Genomic DNA, 17,871 nt, shown 5'->3' on the forward strand with positions numbered 1-17,871 from the left:
ATCATCCGCTCAGGCCCGGGGGCGGGCGAGGAACGGCTCTGGATCTTCGAGGAAGGCTGCGGGCGGGACGAAGAAGAGGCATCCCGTGACGGCCGTGGAGAAGTCGAGGATCCGGTCGTGCCGGCCGGGCGTACGTCCCAGGAACATGTTGCGCAGCATCTCCTCGGTCACGCCCGGGTCGGCGGCGTAGCCGATGAAGTACGTCCCGAACTCCCCCGTGCCCACCGCGCCGAACGGCATGTTGTCGCGCACGATCACGCGCTCGGTGCCGTCAGCGTCGGTGATGGTGTTGAGTGCGACGTGGGAATCGTCGGGCTTGACCGAGTCGGCCAGCTCGATGTCGCTGAGCTTCTTGCGGCCGACGACCAGCTCCTGTTCCTCGACCGAGAGCTTGTCCCAGGCGTCCAGGTCGTGGAGGTACTTCTGGACGATGACGTAGCTGGCCCCTGCGTACGTCTCCTCGGCGCCGGCCTCGCCGTAGCCGACCAGCGCGGCCGGACCGGACTCGACTGCCGCCGTGGGGCTCTCGGTGCCGTCGACGAAGCCCAGAAGGTCGCGCTCGTCCCAGTAGCGGAAGCCGTGGACCTCGTCGACGCAGTCGACGAGCCCGTCGAAGAGCACCATCAGCTGGCGGCCCAGCTCGAAGCACAGGTCAGGGCGTCCGGCGCGGACGTGGAACAGCAGATCGCCGGGCGTGGAGACCGCGACGTGTTTCTCCCCCGCGAGCGGGCGGAACGGGTGCAGCCCGTCGGGGCGTGGGACGGCGTACAGCCGGTCCCAGGCGTCCGCCCCGATGCCGACCACACAGCTGAGCGCAGCCTCCGGGATGCGGAAGCCGATCGCGCGGGTGACCCCGGCGACGTCCGCGAGCGCGTCGCGCGCCTCCTGCTCCTTGCCATCCCTGACCGTCACGGTGAGGAAGATGGCCGCCTTCGCTGGTGGTGCCAGTACGTCCTGCGCCCGGTCCTGCGGCGTCACCTGAGTCTCCTGCCTACTCGCATCTCGGTCATGACTGAGGAACGCAGCCGCGGCGGCTGTCCCGCTCCAGAGCCCGCGCCCACACGCCGGCGTCGCAGCAGAAGCCGCGACCGCTGCGCTTGAGGCAGAGGAGTCCGACGCACCGGCCGTCCTCGACCACCGCGAGCCGGCGGACGCCGACACTGGTCATCGATGTCCAGGTCGACCACAGGTCGGCCCCCGAACCGACCGTTCGGCCCGACAGGGTCCCGAGCGCCGTCGCCGGCTCGTCGTCGCGAACCTCGATGAGGTCCTGCCGCTCGATGACGGTCAGGAGCCTGTCGCCGTCGGACAGCAGCGCGGCATGGACGTGGTCGTCGAGGAAGAGCTCACTTACGTCACCACTGGTCGCCGTGGCCGGGAGCAGCTTCGGTCGGCGGACCATGGCCTCCGCCACGGTCGCCTCGCCAGGCGCGTACGCGAGCCGTCCGCCACCGAACTCGACCCCACCCTCGTTGCGGGTGGTCGACTCCTCGATCCTGCTGAGGGGCACCTGTCCTCTTCTCGTTCGCGCTGCCGGTTCTGATGAACACCACCGTACGCCGCGCTGGCCGTCCTCGGAGCCCATGACCAGAGTCGCTGTCGGCTCACACACCGACCGCTGTGGCGGGCGACGACGGGTAGCCTGCTGACGTGAGTCGGACGAGTTCGCACACGCCCCTCCCCTCGGCCGCCGGGGTCCGGCTGGCCGGCTCGCTGCTGGCCGGAGCGCTGACTGCCGCGGCCGGCGTACTCCTCGTCGACGCGCAGATCGGCACCCTTCTCGGGGTGGCGGTCGTCCATGCGGCGTTCGTCGCGTCCGGCTGGATCGCGCTGTGGCCGCTCGATGCCGACACGACCCGCGCCAACACCCGCCGCGAGGACTTCCGGCCCGCGACCGAGGAGCTCGTCGTGGTCGCCATCTCGCTGTGCGGGCTGCTCGGGATCGTGATGCTCCTCGTCGTCGGCCACTCCTCCCAGGGGCGCCTCGCCGCGGCGGTCGCGCTCGTGGGCGTCTTCCTGGCCTGGGCGAGCCTGCACCTGATGTACGCCGCGCGGTACGCGCACCTCTACTACGCCGACGACGCAGGCGGGATCGACTTCAACTCCGACGACAGGCCCGCCTACCGGGACTTCTTCTACTTCAGCTACAACCTCGGGATGACCTACCAGGTCTCCGACACCTCGGTGACCAGCTCCGAGATCCGCTCCGTCGTGCTGAGGCACACCCTGCTCTCGTACGTCTTCGGCGCGGTGGTGCTGGCGAGCACGATCAACCTGGTGGCCGGGATCGCAGCGGGCTGACGCCCGGCCGCTTCCGCGCGTGGGTCGCCCACAGCTCCGTCGCCGACGCCACCCGCAGGGCATAGGCGGCGGTCGCCAGCTCGGCGACGTCCATCGGCTCGGCCAGGGACCGGCCGGTCAGCTCCTGGATCCGGCGCAGCCGGTTGCGCACGGTGTTGGGGTGGCAGTAGAGCAGGGTGGCGGCGCGCTCGGCGGAGCCGGACTGCTCCAGGTACATGTCGAGGGTCTCGAGCAGCAGCTCGCGGTCCTCGGACGGCTGTCGCAGCACCTCCCCCAAGACGTTCTCGGCGAGCCGGCGACCCTCGGCGGGCTCGTAGACGACAAGCGCGGCCAGCGGGCTGTGGTCGAAGGCTCGCAGCCCGGCGCTGCCGGGCTCCAGCCCGGCCAGCGCCGCTCGCGCCAGGCGCAGCGCCCGCGGAGTCTCCGGCAGCGAGGCATAGGGCGGGCTCACCCCGGTCCGAGCGTCGGCGAAGCCGCGCAGCGTCTCCAGGACCTCCTCCTCGCGCTCCTCGGGAAACGAGACGATGCCGAGCTGCTGCGCCGGGGTCAGCCGCCATCCGGAGACGAAGCCCTTCTCGGCGAGGCGCTGCTCGACGTTGACCAGGCTCTCCTTGGCGAGCCCGTTCGTCTCGGCCGCGACCACGATCAGCAGCGCGTCGGCTGGGAAACCGAGCAGCGCCGCCGCCTCCCAAGGACCTGACTCGGGTCCGGGACGACCGGTGAGCACCGCCTCCACGACCGCGGAGCGTCGTCGCTGCTCGGCGAGCATGAGCTCGGCTGTGGTCGCCCGGTAGGCCTCGGTCAGGACCACGGCGTGCTCGTCGGTGAAACGCCAGATGACACCGGCGGTGTCGATCAGGGCATCGGTCAGCGCCGGCTGACGGGTGACCTGCACGTGCTCGACCAAGGCGTCCCAGAGCGCGGCGAAGCAGATCCGGTAGGCCCTCAGCACCTCCGGCAGCGGCACTCCCTGCTTCGCGCGGCGACGGCCGGTGCGGTCGGATGCCTCCAGATCCAGCTGGGCGCGCGGGTCGCCGATCGCTGCGACCACCGAGCGGAGGTTGTGGGCGAAGGACCGCCGCAGCTCGTCGAGGGAGACCAGCCCACTCTCCCGGTCGCGGTAGTAGGTCGCGATCCGCTCGGCGACCTGCGTGCACGCCTCGTCAGCGAGCCGGGAGATGTTCTGCTCCGCCCAGGCCGCGAGCCGAGATCGCCCGTCCTGTCCTGTCACATGCCCTCCTTCGCCGGTCCCGGGACCATCCTGTCATCAGTCGTGCCGCCAGTTGACCCGTCGACTCGGCACGGGATCGCCCAGCCACGTACGATCTGCCTACCTACGACGGGAGCCGGAGGTTCCGTGAACGAGATCCAGCTCAGCGACCTGAGTCTTGGACGCCATATCGCCCAGGGCTCTCAGGGGCGCATCATCGAGCTGGCCGACCACCCCGGGACGGTCGCGAAGCTGTACCGAACGCGCGAGCTCGGACTCGTGGACGGCCGTGCCCTGGCGGAGCTGGTGCGTATCCGCGGGCTGGTCGAGAGCGAGGGTCTGCAGGTGGACCACTTCGCCGCCTGGCCGCACACGGTCGTGCTCGACGGGCTGCGCACCGCCGGCTTCCTGATGCAGCGGGTCCACGAGCCGTTCCTGGCCGGGTTCGGTCCCGCCACCGCGCTCGCGGAGCTGGGCCTGCTCGTGGACACGGGAGACGTACGCAGCCCCGGGATCTACGAGCGAGTGCTGCTGATGCGGGCGCTGGCCGCCGTGATGGACGCGCTGCACCGGCAGGGGCTCGTCCTCGGCGACCTCTCTCCGCGCAACATCGCCTGGTCGGTGTCGCCGGTCCCCCGGGTGATGCTGCTCGACTGCGACGGGATCCGGCCGGCCGGCGAGGACGGCGTGCTGCCGCCCGCCGACACCCGCGGCTGGGAGGACCCCACCAACCTCGGCATGCCGCCGACCGCTGACAGCGACCGCTTCAAGCTGGCCCTCACGATCGCCCGCGTGCTCACCGGCGACCGCAACGCCGCCCCTGCGCTCCGGCCCGACCTGACCTTCGCCGGCCAGGCCGGCATCCTGGTCGGGCCGCTGACCCGGCTGATGGACCAGGCCGCCGGCCCTCCCGGACTACGTCCCACCGCGTCCCAGTGGGCCACCGTCCTGGACGCACGCAGCCCCTGGGCCGGAGCCGCCCCGCCGGTGCCTCCGGCGATGCCCTCCCGCGGTCCGTCTCCCAGCGGAGAGATCCTGCGCCCCTTCCGACGCCCCCGCTGATCCCGAAGCGTCAGGTCGCCGACCAGCCGGACCATCGGGTGACCTCGATGACGATCACCGGCCCGGTCGGCGGCTGTGCGCGGTAGTCGGCGTACTTCGCGACCAGCGGGTCGAGGTCGTAGGACGCGTGCACCCGGGCGACGCCGTCGGCGCGCGCCCACCACAGCTGCGACCAGTCGTCGTCGTAGGCGTCGACCAGGAGCGACACCGCCGGGTTCGCCGCGATGTCCTCGAGCCGCCGCAGCCGGGTGGTCGACTTGGGCTTGTGATCGACCGCGGTGAGGATCACGTCGTCCACCAGGGCGAACACGATCGGCACGATCCGGGGCGCCGCATCGGCCGAGACCGTCGCCAGCCGCGCGACCGGGGCGCCCCCGAACCGCTCCCTCGCCCACTGCTCATCGTGTCGCACCGTCCGAGCCTAACCGCGTCGGCGAGGGCGGCCCGGAGGCGGATACGGTGTCCCGCATGGCTCCCGACCTCCTCCCTCGTGCTGCCTGCTGAGACCGAGCGGCTGCTCACCGTCGACCTGGTCGAGTGGCTGGCGGACCTGGTCGATCCGGCGCTGCTCCGGCAGGAGTCGCCGAAGGCGCGGCTCCAGGGGCTGCGCAGCGCGGTCGTACACCGGATCGGTGTCAACGAGGCCTCCGCGCTGCTGCACTTCCGCGACGGGCTCGAGCACAACCCGCTGCCGCTGCGCGACCAGGACGGCCTGCGGCTGGTGCTCGTCACCAGCCGCGGTGAGGACCTGGCCGTCGATGACGTCGAGTTCGCCGACTGGAGTCGCGACGACGACTGCCAGCGTTGCCGGACGGCGCTGGAGAGCTGGGCTCCGCCTGCCTTCGACAACGGTGCACGGATCACGGCCGTCGGCGGTCTTCACATCGCCTACGACCACGCCGACCGCGCCGGCATGGAGCCCGAGGAGCTCCTGGCCCGGCTTCGGCCGGCGGTCGCCGAGGCCAATGCCGCCCTCGGCACCTGGGACGCCTCGACGGTCGGCGCCTATTGGTACCCCGGCAGCGAGACCTGGGCTCATGTCATCCCGCTGACCCTGGATCGGCAGCGCGACCCGGTGGCGGGTGTGCTCACCCGCCACCCGGACGGCTACCACCTCGTCACGATCCTGACGCGGCGTACGGCGTTCTGGAACGTGGTCAGCGTCGGCCAGGTCCCGCCTGCGTGGCTGGACAACCCCGAGGATCAGTCCTCCGGGTCGTAGCCCAGGTTCGGCGACAGCCAGCGCTCGGCCTCGGTCATCGTCCAGCCCTTGCGACGGGCGTAGTCGGCGACCTGGTCCTGACCGATACGACCGACGACGAAGTACTGCGAGTCGGGGTGGCCGTAGTAGAGGCCAGAGACCGACGCGCCCGGCCACATCGCCATCGACTCGGTGAGCTCGATGCCGGTGTTCGCCTCGACGTCGAGGAGCGACCAGATGGTCTGCTTCTCGGTGTGGTCGGGGCAGGCCGGGTAGCCCGGAGCGGGGCGGATGCCGGAGTACTTCTCGGCGATCAGGTCCTCGTTGGGGAGCTTGCCCTCGTCGGCGGCGTAGCCCCAGAACTCGGTGCGTACGCGCTCGTGGAGCCGCTCCGCAAACGCCTCGGCGAGGCGGTCGGCGAGGGCCTCGAGCAGGATCGCGGAGTAGTCGTCGAGGTCGTCCTTGAACGCCTTGACCCGGTCGGGCAGGCCGATGCCGGCCGTCACCGCGAAGGCGCCGACGTGGTCAGCCCCCTCGCCGACCGGAGCGACGAAGTCGGCCATCGACTTGTTGGAGATGCCGTCGCGGTGCTGGCCCTGCTGACGCAGCTGGAACAGCGTCGCGCGCTCCTCGGTGCGCGAGTCGTCGGCATAGACGACCACGTCCTCGCCGGTCGAGTTGGCCGGGAAGAGGCCGTAGACGCCGCGCGCCTCGAGCCACTTCTCCTCGATGATCTTGTCGAGCATCTCCTGCGCGTCGTCGTAGAGCTTGCGCGCGGCCTCACCGGTGGCCGGGTTGTTGAGGATGTCGGGGAAGCGCCCCTTCATCTCCCAGGCGTTGAAGAACGGCTGCCAGTCGATGTAGTCGCGCAGCTCGGCGATCGGGTACTCGAGCAACGTGTGCACGCCGGGCTGCGCCGGCTCCGCCGGCAGCAACGCGTAGTCGATCTCGGGCTTGTTGGCCTTCGCCTGGACGTACGTCAGGGAGACCCGCTCGCGTCGCTCGGCGTGGCGCTCGCGGAGCGAGTCGTAGTCGGTCTTGACCTCGGCCATCAGCTTCTCGCGCCGGCCGGCGTCGAGGAGGGCGGCGGCGGTGGGCACCGAGCGGGAGGCGTCCTTGACCCAGACGACGGGGCCGTCGTAGGCCTTGTCGATCTTGACCGCGGTGTGTGCCCGCGAGGTGGTGGCGCCGCCGATGAGCAGCGGCAGGTCGAGCCCGACGCGCTGCATCTCGGTGGCGAAGCCGACCATCTCGTCCAGCGACGGCGTGATCAGGCCCGAGAGGCCGATGATGTCGGCGTCGTGCTCCTTGGCGGCGTCGAGGATCTTCTGCGCAGGCACCATCACACCGAGGTCGATCACCTCGTAGTTGTTGCACTGCAGCACCACGCCGACGATGTTCTTGCCGATGTCGTGGACGTCGCCCTTGACGGTGGCCATCACGATGGTGCCGTTCTTGGTCTCGGCGTCGCCCGGCTTCTTCTCGGCCTCGATGAACGGGATCAGGTAGGCGACCGCCTTCTTCATCACCCGGGCGCTCTTGACCACCTGCGGCAGGAACATCTTGCCGGCACCGAAAAGGTCGCCGACGACGTTCATGCCGTCCATCAGCGGCCCCTCGATGACCTCGATCGGACGGCCACCACGAGCCGAGATCTCGGCGCGGAGCTCCTCGGTGTCGGCCTCGACGTAGGCATCCAGGCCCTTGACCAGCGCGTGGGTGATCCGCTCCCCGACCGGCAGCTCGCGCCAGGCCTCGGCCTTGGCCTCCGCCTCGGGTGAGTCCTTGTTGTACTTCGAGGCGATCTCGAGCAGCCGCTCGGCGGCGTCGGCGCGCCGGTTGAGGACGACGTCCTCGATCCGGTCCCGCAGCTCGGGGTCGACCTCGGAGTAGGGCACGAGCGCACCGGCGTTGACGATGCCCATGTCCAGGCCCGCCTCGATCGCGTGGTAGAGGAAGACCGCGTGGATCGCCTCGCGCACGGGGTTGTTGCCGCGGAAGGAGAAGCTCACGTTTGAGATGCCGCCGGAAACCTTCGCCCCGGGGAGGTTCTGCTTGATCCAGCGAACCGCCTCGATGAAGTCCACGCCGTACGTCGCGTGCTCCTCGATCCCGGTCGCGACCGCGAACACGTTGGGGTCGAAGATGATGTCGTCGGGCTCGAAGCCGACCTCGTCGACGAGGATCCGGTAGGCCCGCTCGCACACCGCGATCCGGCGCTCGTAGGAGTCGGCCTGGCCGTCCTCGTCGAAGGCCATCACGACCGCGGCGGCGCCGTAGCGCTTGCACAGCTGGGCGTGCTCGACGAAGGACTCCACGCCCTCCTTGAGCGAGATCGAGTTGACGATCGGCTTGCCCTGGACGAGCTTGAGGCCGGCCTCGATGACCTCCCACTTGGAGGAGTCGATCATGATCGGGACCCGGGAGATGTCGGGCTCGGAGGCGACCAGGGTCAGGAACCGGGTCATCGCCGCGACCCCGTCGATCATGCCCTCGTCCATGTTGACGTCGATGACCTGCGCGCCGTTCTCGACCTGCTGCGCGGCCACCGAGAGCGCGGTGTCGAAGTCGCCGGCCTTGATCAGGTTGCGGAACTTCGCCGACCCGGTGATGTTGGTCCGCTCCCCCACGTTGACGAAGAGGCTCTCCTCGGTCACGGTGAACGGCTCCAGGCCGGAGAGCCGCAGCGCGGGCTCGACCTCGGGGACGTCGCGGGGCGCGACCCCCTCGACCTGCTTGGCGATCTCCGCGATGTGGGCCGGGGTCGTGCCGCAGCAGCCGCCGACCAGGTTCACGAACCCGGCCGTGGCGAACTCGTGGACGTGGCCCGCGGTGTCACTCGGGCCTTCGTCGTACTCGCCGAAGGCGTTCGGGAGCCCCGCGTTGGGGTAGCAGGAGACGAACGCGTCCGAGATCCGGGAGAGCTCGGCGATGTAGGGACGCATCTCCTGGGCGCCGAGCGCACAATTGAGGCCGACCAGGAGCGGGTCGGCGTGGCGTACGGAATCCCAGAACGCCTCGGTGACCTGCCCCGACAGGGTGCGGCCGCTGGCGTCGGTGATCGTCCCGGAGATCACGACCGGCCAGCGGCGGCCGTACTCCTCGAACACCTGCTGGACAGCGAAGATCGCCGCCTTGGCGTTGAGCGTGTCGAAGATCGTCTCGATGAAGATCAGGTCCGAGCCGCCCTCGAGGAGCGCGCGGGTCGCGTCGGCGTAGGCGTCGCGGAGCTGCTCGTAGGTGACGTTGCGGGCGCCGGGGTCGTTCACGTCCGGGCTGATGGAGGCCGTACGCGTCGTCGGGCCGAGCGCGCCGGCGACGTAGCGCGGCTTCTCGGGGGTCGAGTAGATGTCCGCGGCCGCACGAGCCAGGCGGGCCGCCTCGAAGTTGATCTCGTAGGCGACGTCGGCCAGGTCGTAGTCGCTCAGCGAGACCGCGTTGGCGTTGAAGGTGTTGGTCTCGATGATGTCGGCGCCGGCCTCGAGGTATTCGCGGTGGATGCCCTCGATGATCTGCGGCTGGGTCAGGTTGAGCAGGTCGTTGTTGCCGATGAGGTCGCTGGGCCAGTCCTTGAACCGCTCACCGCGATAGCCGGCCTCGTCGGGACGGTCACGTTGGATCGCAGTGCCCATCGCACCGTCGAGCACCATGATCCGCTCCTTCAGGGTGGCGGTCAGGGTCTCGGTGACATCAGGGCGCAGACTCACTCTTGTTTCCTCTCCCGGGCGGGCACGGTGGTGTGCACGGCTTTGCCTGAAACACGCTACGACGTAGGTGCGCGGGCCATGCCATTTCATTCCGAATCCTGACACTGGCAGTCCACCAGGTGGGAATTGAGAAGGTGTACGCAGGGTGAACGACGCCGACTCCCTGGTCCCGGTGACTAGGGTGGAGGTGTGATCGAGATCGAAGAGACCCGCGACCTGGTCGATCCTGTGGTGATCGCCGCGTTCGAGGGCTGGAACGACGCGGCCGATGCCGCCTCCGGCACGGTTGACCATCTGATGGACGTCTGGCACGCACGGGTGGTGGCCGAGATCGATCCCGAGGACTTCTACGACTACCAGGTCAACCGTCCGGTCACCAGCACCGACGAGAACGGCTTCCGTTCCATCACCTGGCCCACCACCCAGGTCGCCGTCTGCTCCCCACCCGACCTGGACCGCGACATCATCCTGGTACGCGGCATCGAGCCCAACATGCGCTGGAAGCAGTTCGTCAGCGAGATCCTGGAATGCGTCGACGAGCTCGGCGGCCAGCTCGTGGTGACCCTCGGCGCGCTCCTCGCCGACGCCCCGCACACCCGGCCGATCCCGGTCTCCGGCACCGCCACCGAGCCCGACCTCGTCGACCGCCTCAAGCTCGACTCGCCGTCCTACGAGGGGCCGACCGGCATCGTCGGCGTGCTCCAGGAGGCCTGCATCCAGTCCGACATCCCCGCGGTCTCCTACTGGGCCGCGGTCCCCCACTACGTCGCCGCCCCGCCCTGCCCCAAGGCCACCCTCGCGATCATCAACAAGCTCGAGGACCTCCTGCAGTGCTCCATCCCCCTCGGCGACCTCCCCGAGGACGCCCGAGCCTGGGAGCGCGGCGTCAACGACCTCGCCGAGGAGGACGAGGACGTCTCCGACTACGTACGCTCCCTCGAGGAGGCCCGCGACACCGCCGACCTCCCCGAGGCCAGTGGCGATGCCATCGCCCGGGAGTTCGAGCGCTACCTCAAGCGGCGTACGGACGACTCGTAGGACCGGTTGCAGGGATACCCGGTTAACCGGGTATCCCTGCACTTCTCAGGCAATGCAACACCCGAGAAGCGCAGGAAACACCTGAGCGGTGTGACGCATGTGGCCCCTGGGGCCGACGCTCAGAGCTTGATGCCGAGCGCGGCGTCGACGACCCTGGAGATCGTCTCGCCGGCGAGAGCGTCGGAGGTCTCGGCGAGACCGCCCTCGCCGAGGGTGGCGGCGACCCAGGCGTCGACGGCCTCGACCGCGCGCGGGGCGTCGAGGTCGTCAGCCAGAGCACCGAGGATCGTCTCGACGACCGGTGCAGCAGGAGCGCCGCGGCCGAGAGCGACGGCCTTGCGCCACTCGGCGATCTTGTCGACGGCGTCGAAGAGCTTGGCGTCGGTCCACTCCCAGTCGTCGCGGTAGTGGTGGCCCAGCAGCACCAGCCGGATCGCCATCGGGTCGATCTCGGAGTTGCGCAGGGCGGAGACGAAGACCAGGTTGCCGCGCGACTTGGACATCTTGTGGCCGTCGTAGGCCACCATCCCGCCGTGGGTGTAGATCTCGGCGAAGTCCTTGCCGGCCGACCGCGCGTGCGATCCGGACATCTCGTGGTGCGGGAAGACCAGGTCGGAGCCGCCGGCCTGGACCGTGAACTCGGCGCCGAGGTGCTCCAGGGCGATCGCAGTGCACTCGATGTGCCAGCCGGGGCGGCCGGGACCGTAGGGCGAGGGCCAGGCAGGCTCGCCGGGACGCTCGGCGCGCCACAGCAGCGGGTCGAGCGGGTCCTTCTTGCCGGCCCGCTCGGGGTCGCCGCCGCGCTCACCGAAGAGCTCCAGCATCTCCGAACGGCCCAGCCGCGACTCCTCGCCGAACGCGTCGTCGACGGCCACCGAGGCGTAGACGTCCTCGTCGACCTTGTAGATCGCGCCGGCCTCCTCGAGCTCGCCGATCAGCGAGACCACCAGCGGGATCGACTCGACCGCGCCGATGTAGTGCTGCGGCGGCACGACCCGCAGTGCCTCCATGTCCTGCCGGAAGAGCTCGGTCTCGCGCTCGGCGAGCGCCTCCCACTCGATCCCGACCTTGTCGGCCCGCTCGAGCAGCGGGTCGTCGACGTCGGTGACGTTCTGGGTGTACCCGACCTCGTAGCCGGCGTTGAGCCAGGCCCGGTGGAGCAGGTCGAACGCGACGTAGGTGTTGGCGTGGCCCATGTGGGTCGCGTCGTAGGGCGTGATGCCACAGACGTACAGCGAACGCCGCCCCTGACCCTCAGTCGGGACGACCGCGTCCCGCTGATGGTCATAGAGCTGCACCTCGGGCCCGTTGACGGACAGTTCTGGGACTTCGGGTGCAGACCATGCGCGCATGGGTGCAGCCTACTTGGCGGGGACCACGTGTCTCAGAAGGGCGGCCACGGGATGACATGGCGGTCGTACTCCGGCCGCGGGAAGACCCCCTCGGCGAGCAGGGTCTCGCAGCGCCGGCCGAGCGCGTCGACCTCCCGACCCGTCAGGTACGCAGCCAGCTCACGCCCCAACGCACCCGCCAGTCCAGAGTGGACCGCCCGGATTCCGAAGAGTTCCTCGTCGGAGAAGCCCTGCCCCCGCCATCCCCACAGGATGGTGCGCAGCTTCGGCTCCTCGTGGAAGGTCAGCCCGTGGTCGCAGCCGTAACGGCGCCCACCGGCGATCGGCAGGACGTGACCGCCCTTGCGGTCGGCGTTGTTGGTGATCGCGTCGAAGACCGCCATCCGTCGCAGCCCGGGCGTGTCCTCGTGGGCCAGGGTGACCACCCGGTCCTGGTCGTCGAAGCCGTCGAAGACCCGGAGGTAGCCGTCCGGCACCGCCCCCTCCGGCACGATCGTGACCGGCTCGAGGCTCTCGTCGGCGTAGACCCAGCGCTGGATCATCCCCGGGCCGTGCGGCCCGTCGCCGAGCCAGGTCTCGGGGACCACCGACCATCCCAGCGTCTCCGAGACGAGGTACGCGGCGACCTCACGGTGCGCCAGCTGCCCGTCGGGGAAGTCCCACAGGGGCCGCTCCCCCGCGATCGGCTTGTAGACCACCTCGGACTCGCCGAGCGTGGCCAGGAACGTCGCGTTGGAGGCCGTGGTCAGCCGCCCGACGAGCTCCAGCGTCTCCTCGTTCTCGGGGGCACTGGGCGTGATCTCCGGGGCCGGATCCACAGGATCAGACCGGGTCACGCCGCTTGAACCCGTTCGCCCGGACGCACAGGTGTCCCTCGGGGTCGATCGGGTTGCCGCAGAACGGGCAGTTGGGGCGTCCGGCGCCCAGCACCGCCTCGGCCCGCTTGACGAAGGCACGGGCGTTGCGCGGGGCGATCCGCACCAGGAGCACCTCGTCGGGCTCCGGCTCCTCCAGCTCGATCGCCGCCACGGCGTCCTCGTCGACCAGCTGGCCCGACTCGTCGACCTCGGCGATGATCTCGGTCTCGCTGATCGGGAAGACCTCGAGGACGACCTTGTCCTCGTCGGGGTCCCAGGCCAGCGTCATCGTGCCGGCCCGGAACTCCTCTTCGATCGGCTGCTCCAGCGGGCCGTTGTCGTCGAGGTCGTAGGGAGCGATCGCCGGCACCACGGCGGGCGCCGACTTCATCACCTCGTCGAGGAGCTCGTCGAGCCGTTCGGCGAGCACCGTGACCTGCTGCTTCTCCAGGGCCACGGAGACGACTCGCGCTCCCTCACGCGCCTGGAGGAAGAACGTACGCGCCCCGGGCTCGCCGACGGTGCCGACGACGAATCGCTCGGGCGGGTCGAAGGCGTGCATCACAGGCATGGTCAAACCTTATCCAGACCAGGCTCAGGACCCGAGCCGCCGCCCACGACGGCGTCGTCGTTGCGCCGCCGCGACGACTTGCGTCCCTTCTTCGCGGCCGGCTTCGGGGCCAGCCAGGACAGGTCGCCGGCGTGCGTGTTCGTGGCCAGGACCGAGGGACGCCCCTCGCCGTAGCGGACGACCGAGATCGACGCCGGGTCGACGTGCAGCCGCTGGAAGAGGTCCAGGTGCATCCCGAGCGCATCGGCCAGGATCGACTTGATCAGGTCGCCGTGGCTCACGCACAGCCAGACAGCCGCGTCGCCGTGCGCGGCCGTGACGGCGGCGTCGTGGCGGCGTACGGCCTCGACCCCTCGGGCCTGCATGGCGGCCATCGACTCGCCGCCGGGGAAGGTGACCGCGGAGGGCTGGGTCTGCACCGTCTTCCACAGCTTGCGACGCGCCAGCGTGGTGATCTTCTCCCCCTGCCACTCGCCGTAGTCGCACTCGGAGACGCCGTCCTCGACGACGACGGTGGGCTGCTCGGCGCGACCCTCGAGGATCACCGACAGGGTCTGCTGGCAGCGCTCCATCGGACTGGTCACGGCGAGCGCCAGCGGGACCGGCGCGATCCGCTCGGCAGCTCTGCTCGCCTGCTCCACGCCACGCTCGTCCAGCCTCACCCCGGGAAGCCGGCCGGCCAGGGTGCCGGATGCGTTCGCCGTCGTACGGCCGTGTCTCACCAGGATCATCGTCGCCACGACTGGCGACCCTATCCACACCGGTGAAGCCGGCCCACAATGCCGGGCAGCATGCCCTAACCTGACAACGTGATCGTCGACAGCGCTCTCTACCGCGGCGGTGCGCGCGACAGGATCGACTGCGCACCCCACGACTACGCCACGCTGCGCAGCGGCGTGAAGGACGAGGGCGACTTCGTCTGGCTCGGGCTCTACCAGCCCAGCCAGTACGAGCTCGGGGAGGTCGCCGAGGCCTTCGGGCTGCATCCGCTCGCCGTCGAGGACGCGCTGACCGCCCACCAGCGGCCCAAGCTGGAGCGCTACGAGGGCGGGATGTTCCTGGTCGTCAAGACGCTCTGGTACGTCGACTCCGAGGACGCCGTCGAGACCGGCGAGGTCGCCTTCTTCATCGGCCCCGACTACGTGATCACGGTCCGCCACGGTCGCGGCTCGCGGCTCGCGCCGGCCCGTGAGCTGCTGGAGACCAGCGACGAGCAGCTCCTCAACGAGGGTCCCTACTCCGCCGTCCACGCGGTGGTCGACTACATCGTGGACGGCTACGTGGACGTCGCCACCGAGCTCACCAAGGACGTCGACGAGGTCGAGACCTCGGTCTTCTCCGACGAGCGCACCCACGACTCGGCCCGGATCTACCGGCTCCGCCGGGAGATCGCGGAGGTACGCCGCGCGGTGATGCCTCTGCGCGAGCCGGTGCGCCGCTTCGCCAACGGAGAGGGCGGGATCGACCCCGACCTTCGCCCCTACTTCCGCGACGTCCTCGACCATCTCGCCTCCATCGTGGAGTCGATCGAGAACCTCGAGACGTTGCTGTCCTCCGCCTTCGAAGCCCACCTGGCCCAGCTCTCGCTGCAGCAGAACGACGACATGCGCAAGATCTCGGCGGGCGCCGCGATGATCGTGGTGCCGACCCTCATCGCCGGGATCTACGGGATGAACTTCACCCACATGCCCGAGCTCGACTGGAGGTTCGGCTACCCGTTCGCGCTGCTGCTGATGGGTGGCGTGATCACCGGGATGTGGATCTTCTTCCGGAAGTCGGGCTGGTTCTGACCGCCGCTACCCTCTGCGCCACCGACTGCGCGGCCGATGCTCTGCGGCCTCGCGTGCGCACTCTCGGAGCTCGTGGGCCACGGCTCGATAGACGGTGGCCCACTGCTCCCCGGTGAGTCCGCCGACCTGAAGGTCACTACTTCTCGCGCTCGTGAAGACCTTTGCGTCTTCGACGTACTTCTCGGCTTTCGCTTCGAGCCACGCAACGTGGTACTGGGTCGTACTCATTGCTGCCATTGTTTCATGTTTGAGGAAGTTAGCGCGCGAGATCTCACCGCCTGCGATGGAGGAGACCCGCTGGCGAGACCGGCTGGTTCTAGTCGAGCTGCTTGACCGGGCGGGCGTCGAGATGCTCCCGGTCGCACCACAGGGAGAGGTCGTCGGCGAACTCCGACTCGGCCTCGCCGCCCTGCGAGTCGAGCTGCTCGCCCTGGTACCACTCGGTGAGCATCGCGGCGTCGTCGTAGCCGGCCGGCATCCGCGGGCCCTGGTAGCGGACCGCGACGACCTCCTTCTCGCGCACCGAGATCATCCAGGCCCAACCCACGTCGTCACCCTTGGCCGGCTGCCAAGCGAAGACCAGCGGGCCCTGTTCGCCCTTCGTGGTGACGCAGTGCTTGCGCAGCGTCGGCGCCGAGCAGGGCTCGCGGGTCATCCAGGCGGGCGGGGACGGCGCGGCGAGGACGTCGATGTCGGCGTCCGGCATGCCCGTGAAGTCAGGTGAGGACCGCTGCAGCAACCGGCCGCCGATGGCATCGGGACCGAACTGCTTGCGAAGCGGCGACCGGATGACGCCCTTGTAGTAGCCGTAGCCACCGCGGCCGCCGACATAGGCCTGGGCGATGCCGTGGTCGGTGTTGCGAACCAGGTCGTACGCCGCGGGGTCGGGCTCGCCGCCCTCCCAGTCGTCGAGCTCCTCACCGAGGGCGAGGGTCGACGAGGTCGCCTGGTAGCGGAGCCGCGGGTCCTCGACGACGGCGCCCAGCTTCTCGACGCTGATCGGCATGTCGAGCCTGCGGGGGTCGCCGGTGATCGTGGGACCGGCGTAGCCGATCGAGGCGGTCTCGCCGCCGTCGCGCAGCAGCACGACACCGACGACGCCGGGGTCCTCCTCAGGCTCCTCCTCGGTCCAGCGCAGCTGCATCTTGGCGTTCTTCACCTCGGTCGGCAGGTCGACGCAGTGCTGCCCGAGCTCGCTCCGGCACGCCCGAAGCTCCTCGGGCGGCTGAGCCGAGACGACGACATTCACCAGGTCGCCGTCGTACTCCCCGTCGGTGCCGTAGCGAAGGTCGACCGAGACCTGCTCGGTAGGCGTGGACTCGTCGGTGTAGGAGGCAGCACGGCTGGAGGTGTCGGTCGGAAGGTGCTCGAGCGCGACCGCTGCGACGGCGCGGTGGGTGATCCGGCCCGGATCGCCGGCGGCGCCGGCGTCGACAGTCTCGCCGGAGCACCCCGAGACTCCGACCAGCAAGCCGACGACGCCGACCACGGCGAGAGGCCTCACGGCCTTGGCAGCGCGCATCAGTGGAGGAAGGTGAACAGCGGCGAGTCGGGCTCGATCCGCTCGATGAGCAGGTCGCTGGCGCCCATCCGCTCGAGCAGCCCGTCGAGGCCGTCGGCGGAGTCGAGGTCGATGCCGATCAGCGCGGGACCGAGCTCACGGTTGGACTTCTTGACGTACTCGAAGACCACGATGTCCTCGCCGTCGGCGAGCACGTCGTCGAGGAAGCCGCGCAGCGCCCCGGGGGCCTGCGGGAAGGAGACCAGGAAGTAGTGGCGCAGGCCCTGGTGGATCAGCGCCCGCTCCAGCACGTCGGAGTAGCGGGAGACGTCGTTGTTGCCGCCGGAGAGGACGGCGCCGACGCGCGCGGCGCCGCGCAGGTCGATCTGGCTCAGGGCCGCGACCGCGAGCGCACCGGCGGGCTCGGCGATGATCCCCTCGGTCTGGTAGAGCTCGAGCATCTCCACGCAGATGGCGCCGACCGGCACGGAGACGAGCTCGTCGACGTACTCCTTGACGATCGGGTACGTCACCTTCCCCGCGGTCGCGACCGCGGCTCCGTCCACGAACGTGTCGAGCGTGTCCAGCCGGACCGGCTCACCGGCCTCGATCGCGGCCGCCATCGAGGCGGCGCCCGCGGGCTCGACCCCGATGATCCGGGTCTGCGGCCAGACCTCGCGCACCCAGGTCGCCACGCCCGAGGCGAGCCCACCGCCACCGACCGGCAGCAGCAGCACGTCCAGCGGCTCACCGATCTGGGAGGTCAGCTCGTAGCCGACCGTGCCTTGCCCTGCGATCGTGCGCGGGTCGTCGAAGGCGGAGACATAGGTGGCCCCGAGCCCGCGCCCGAGCTCATAGGCATAGGCCGAGGCCTCGTCGTAGGTCGAGCCGTGCAGGGTCAGCGTGACGTGAGAGCCACCGAGGGCGGTGATCCGGTCCCGCTTCTGCTTGGGCGTGTTGGTCGGCACCACGATGTGGCCGGGCACCCCGAGGCGAGCACAGGAGATCGCGACACCCTGAGCATGGTTGCCGGCCGACGCACACACGACGCCGCGTTCGAGCTCCTCGGGCGTCAGCGAGCTCATCAGGTTGTAGGCGCCCCGGACCTTGTAGGAGCGCCCCAGCTGCAGGTCCTCCCGTTTGAGCAGGACCTCGGCGGCGTACCTCTCCGAGAGTCTGACCGAGCGTTCGACCGCCGTGCGCGTGGCGATCGTGCGCGCGGCGGCTTCCTCGATCGCTGCGGGTGTTACGGCGGGCTTCACACCGGACTCAGGCACGTGC

General features: G+C 70.0%; 16 protein-coding genes. 5 read left to right on the top strand and 11 right to left on the bottom strand.

Annotated features, from left to right (window positions below):
* Positions 1 to 9: 9 nt before the first annotated feature.
* Positions 10 to 978, bottom strand: a complete 969-nt coding sequence (locus ABZY89_RS17845; protein WP_331913885.1) for a Dyp-type peroxidase — start codon at positions 976 to 978, stop codon at positions 10 to 12.
* A 28-nt stretch (positions 979 to 1,006) separates the two neighbouring features.
* Positions 1,007 to 1,510, bottom strand: a complete 504-nt coding sequence (locus ABZY89_RS17850; protein ID WP_355229313.1) for a hypothetical protein — start codon at positions 1,508 to 1,510, stop codon at positions 1,007 to 1,009.
* A 140-nt stretch (positions 1,511 to 1,650) separates the two neighbouring features.
* Here ABZY89_RS17850 and ABZY89_RS17855 point away from each other — a divergent pair, with 140 nt between their 5' ends.
* The gene (locus ABZY89_RS17855; protein WP_355229315.1) at positions 1,651 to 2,301 is read left to right on the top strand and encodes a DUF1345 domain-containing protein; all 651 of its coding nucleotides are present in this window, start codon (positions 1,651 to 1,653) and stop codon (positions 2,299 to 2,301) included.
* On the opposite strand, the gene ABZY89_RS17860 is transcribed toward ABZY89_RS17855, so the two are convergent.
* Positions 2,270 to 3,532, bottom strand: a complete 1,263-nt coding sequence (locus tag ABZY89_RS17860; protein WP_355229317.1) for a helix-turn-helix domain-containing protein — start codon at positions 3,530 to 3,532, stop codon at positions 2,270 to 2,272. The two genes, ABZY89_RS17855 and ABZY89_RS17860, sit on opposite strands and share 32 nt — an antisense overlap.
* 126 nt (positions 3,533 to 3,658) lie before the next feature.
* Here ABZY89_RS17860 and ABZY89_RS17865 point away from each other — a divergent pair, with 126 nt between their 5' ends.
* Positions 3,659 to 4,573, top strand: a complete 915-nt coding sequence (locus ABZY89_RS17865; protein WP_355229319.1) for a hypothetical protein — start codon at positions 3,659 to 3,661, stop codon at positions 4,571 to 4,573.
* Between the two features lie 10 nt (positions 4,574 to 4,583).
* Here the strand turns inward: ABZY89_RS17865 and ABZY89_RS17870 are convergent, their stop codons facing one another.
* Positions 4,584 to 4,985: a TIGR03668 family PPOX class F420-dependent oxidoreductase gene (locus ABZY89_RS17870; RefSeq protein WP_355229321.1), complete on the bottom strand. Its 402-nt coding sequence runs from the start codon at positions 4,983 to 4,985 to the stop codon at positions 4,584 to 4,586.
* 78 nt (positions 4,986 to 5,063) lie between these two features.
* Here ABZY89_RS17870 and ABZY89_RS17875 point away from each other — a divergent pair, with 78 nt between their 5' ends.
* Positions 5,064 to 5,795: a hypothetical protein gene (locus tag ABZY89_RS17875; protein WP_355229323.1), complete on the top strand. Its 732-nt coding sequence runs from the start codon at positions 5,064 to 5,066 to the stop codon at positions 5,793 to 5,795.
* Here the strand turns inward: ABZY89_RS17875 and metH are convergent.
* A complete protein-coding gene (metH, locus tag ABZY89_RS17880) occupies positions 5,777 to 9,481 on the bottom strand; it encodes a methionine synthase (RefSeq protein ID WP_355229325.1) in 3,705 nt (1,234 codons plus the stop codon). The genes ABZY89_RS17875 and metH overlap by 19 nt on opposite strands.
* A 189-nt stretch (positions 9,482 to 9,670) precedes the next feature.
* Here metH and ABZY89_RS17885 point away from each other — a divergent pair, with 189 nt between their 5' ends.
* Positions 9,671 to 10,519 (top strand): PAC2 family protein, encoded by an 849-nt coding sequence (locus tag ABZY89_RS17885; protein WP_355229327.1) that lies wholly within the window; start codon positions 9,671 to 9,673, stop codon positions 10,517 to 10,519.
* Between the two features lie 119 nt (positions 10,520 to 10,638).
* On the opposite strand, the gene mshC is transcribed toward ABZY89_RS17885, so the two are convergent.
* From mshC to ABZY89_RS17905, 4 genes are read right to left on the bottom strand one after another with little or no spacing between them, the layout of a single operon-like run.
* Positions 10,639 to 11,871 carry a cysteine--1-D-myo-inosityl 2-amino-2-deoxy-alpha-D-glucopyranoside ligase gene (gene mshC, locus ABZY89_RS17890; protein WP_355229328.1) on the bottom strand — a complete coding sequence of 411 codons (1,233 nt, stop codon included), beginning with the start codon at positions 11,869 to 11,871 and terminating at the stop codon, positions 10,639 to 10,641.
* 32 nt (positions 11,872 to 11,903) lie between these two features.
* Positions 11,904 to 12,707: an SCO1664 family protein gene (locus ABZY89_RS17895; RefSeq protein ID WP_355229330.1), complete on the bottom strand. Its 804-nt coding sequence runs from the start codon at positions 12,705 to 12,707 to the stop codon at positions 11,904 to 11,906.
* Positions 12,694 to 13,299 (bottom strand): DUF3090 domain-containing protein, encoded by a 606-nt coding sequence (locus ABZY89_RS17900; RefSeq protein WP_355229332.1) that lies wholly within the window; start codon positions 13,297 to 13,299, stop codon positions 12,694 to 12,696. The genes ABZY89_RS17895 and ABZY89_RS17900 overlap by 14 nt, the downstream gene beginning before the upstream one ends.
* A gap of 2 nt (positions 13,300 to 13,301) precedes the next feature.
* Positions 13,302 to 14,039, bottom strand: coding sequence for a histidine phosphatase family protein (locus ABZY89_RS17905; RefSeq protein WP_355017165.1), 738 nt, complete (start codon positions 14,037 to 14,039; stop codon positions 13,302 to 13,304).
* Positions 14,040 to 14,108: 69 nt separating this feature from the next.
* Here ABZY89_RS17905 and corA point away from each other — a divergent pair, with 69 nt between their 5' ends.
* Positions 14,109 to 15,089 carry a magnesium/cobalt transporter CorA gene (corA, locus tag ABZY89_RS17910; protein WP_355229334.1) on the top strand — a complete coding sequence of 327 codons (981 nt, stop codon included), beginning with the start codon at positions 14,109 to 14,111 and terminating at the stop codon, positions 15,087 to 15,089.
* Between the two features lie 316 nt (positions 15,090 to 15,405).
* On the opposite strand, the gene ABZY89_RS17915 is transcribed toward corA, so the two are convergent.
* Both ABZY89_RS17915 and ilvA read right to left on the bottom strand, forming a co-directional pair.
* On the bottom strand, positions 15,406 to 16,611 hold the full coding sequence (locus ABZY89_RS17915) for a hypothetical protein (protein WP_355229336.1): 1,206 nt from the start codon (positions 16,609 to 16,611) through the stop codon (positions 15,406 to 15,408).
* Positions 16,611 to 17,867 carry a threonine ammonia-lyase IlvA gene (ilvA, locus tag ABZY89_RS17920; protein WP_355229338.1) on the bottom strand — a complete coding sequence of 419 codons (1,257 nt, stop codon included), beginning with the start codon at positions 17,865 to 17,867 and terminating at the stop codon, positions 16,611 to 16,613. The genes ABZY89_RS17915 and ilvA overlap by 1 nt, the downstream gene beginning before the upstream one ends.
* Positions 17,868 to 17,871 lie beyond the last annotated feature (4 nt).

Origin of the sequence: Nocardioides sp. NPDC006303, from assembly GCF_040613175.1 — a bacterium.
Lineage (GTDB): Bacteria > Actinomycetota > Actinomycetes > Propionibacteriales > Nocardioidaceae > Nocardioides.

What these genes read in the sequence shown, in the direction of transcription:
- mshC (WP_355229328.1), bottom strand. Translation starts at nt 11,871, where the DNA reads ATGCGCGCATGGTCTGCACCCGAAGTCCCAGAACTGTCCGTCAACGGG.
- ABZY89_RS17900 (WP_355229332.1), bottom strand. Translation starts at nt 13,299, where the DNA reads ATGCCTGTGATGCACGCCTTCGACCCGCCCGAGCGATTCGTCGTCGGC.
- ABZY89_RS17915 (WP_355229336.1), bottom strand. Translation starts at nt 16,611, where the DNA reads ATGCGCGCTGCCAAGGCCGTGAGGCCTCTCGCCGTGGTCGGCGTCGTC.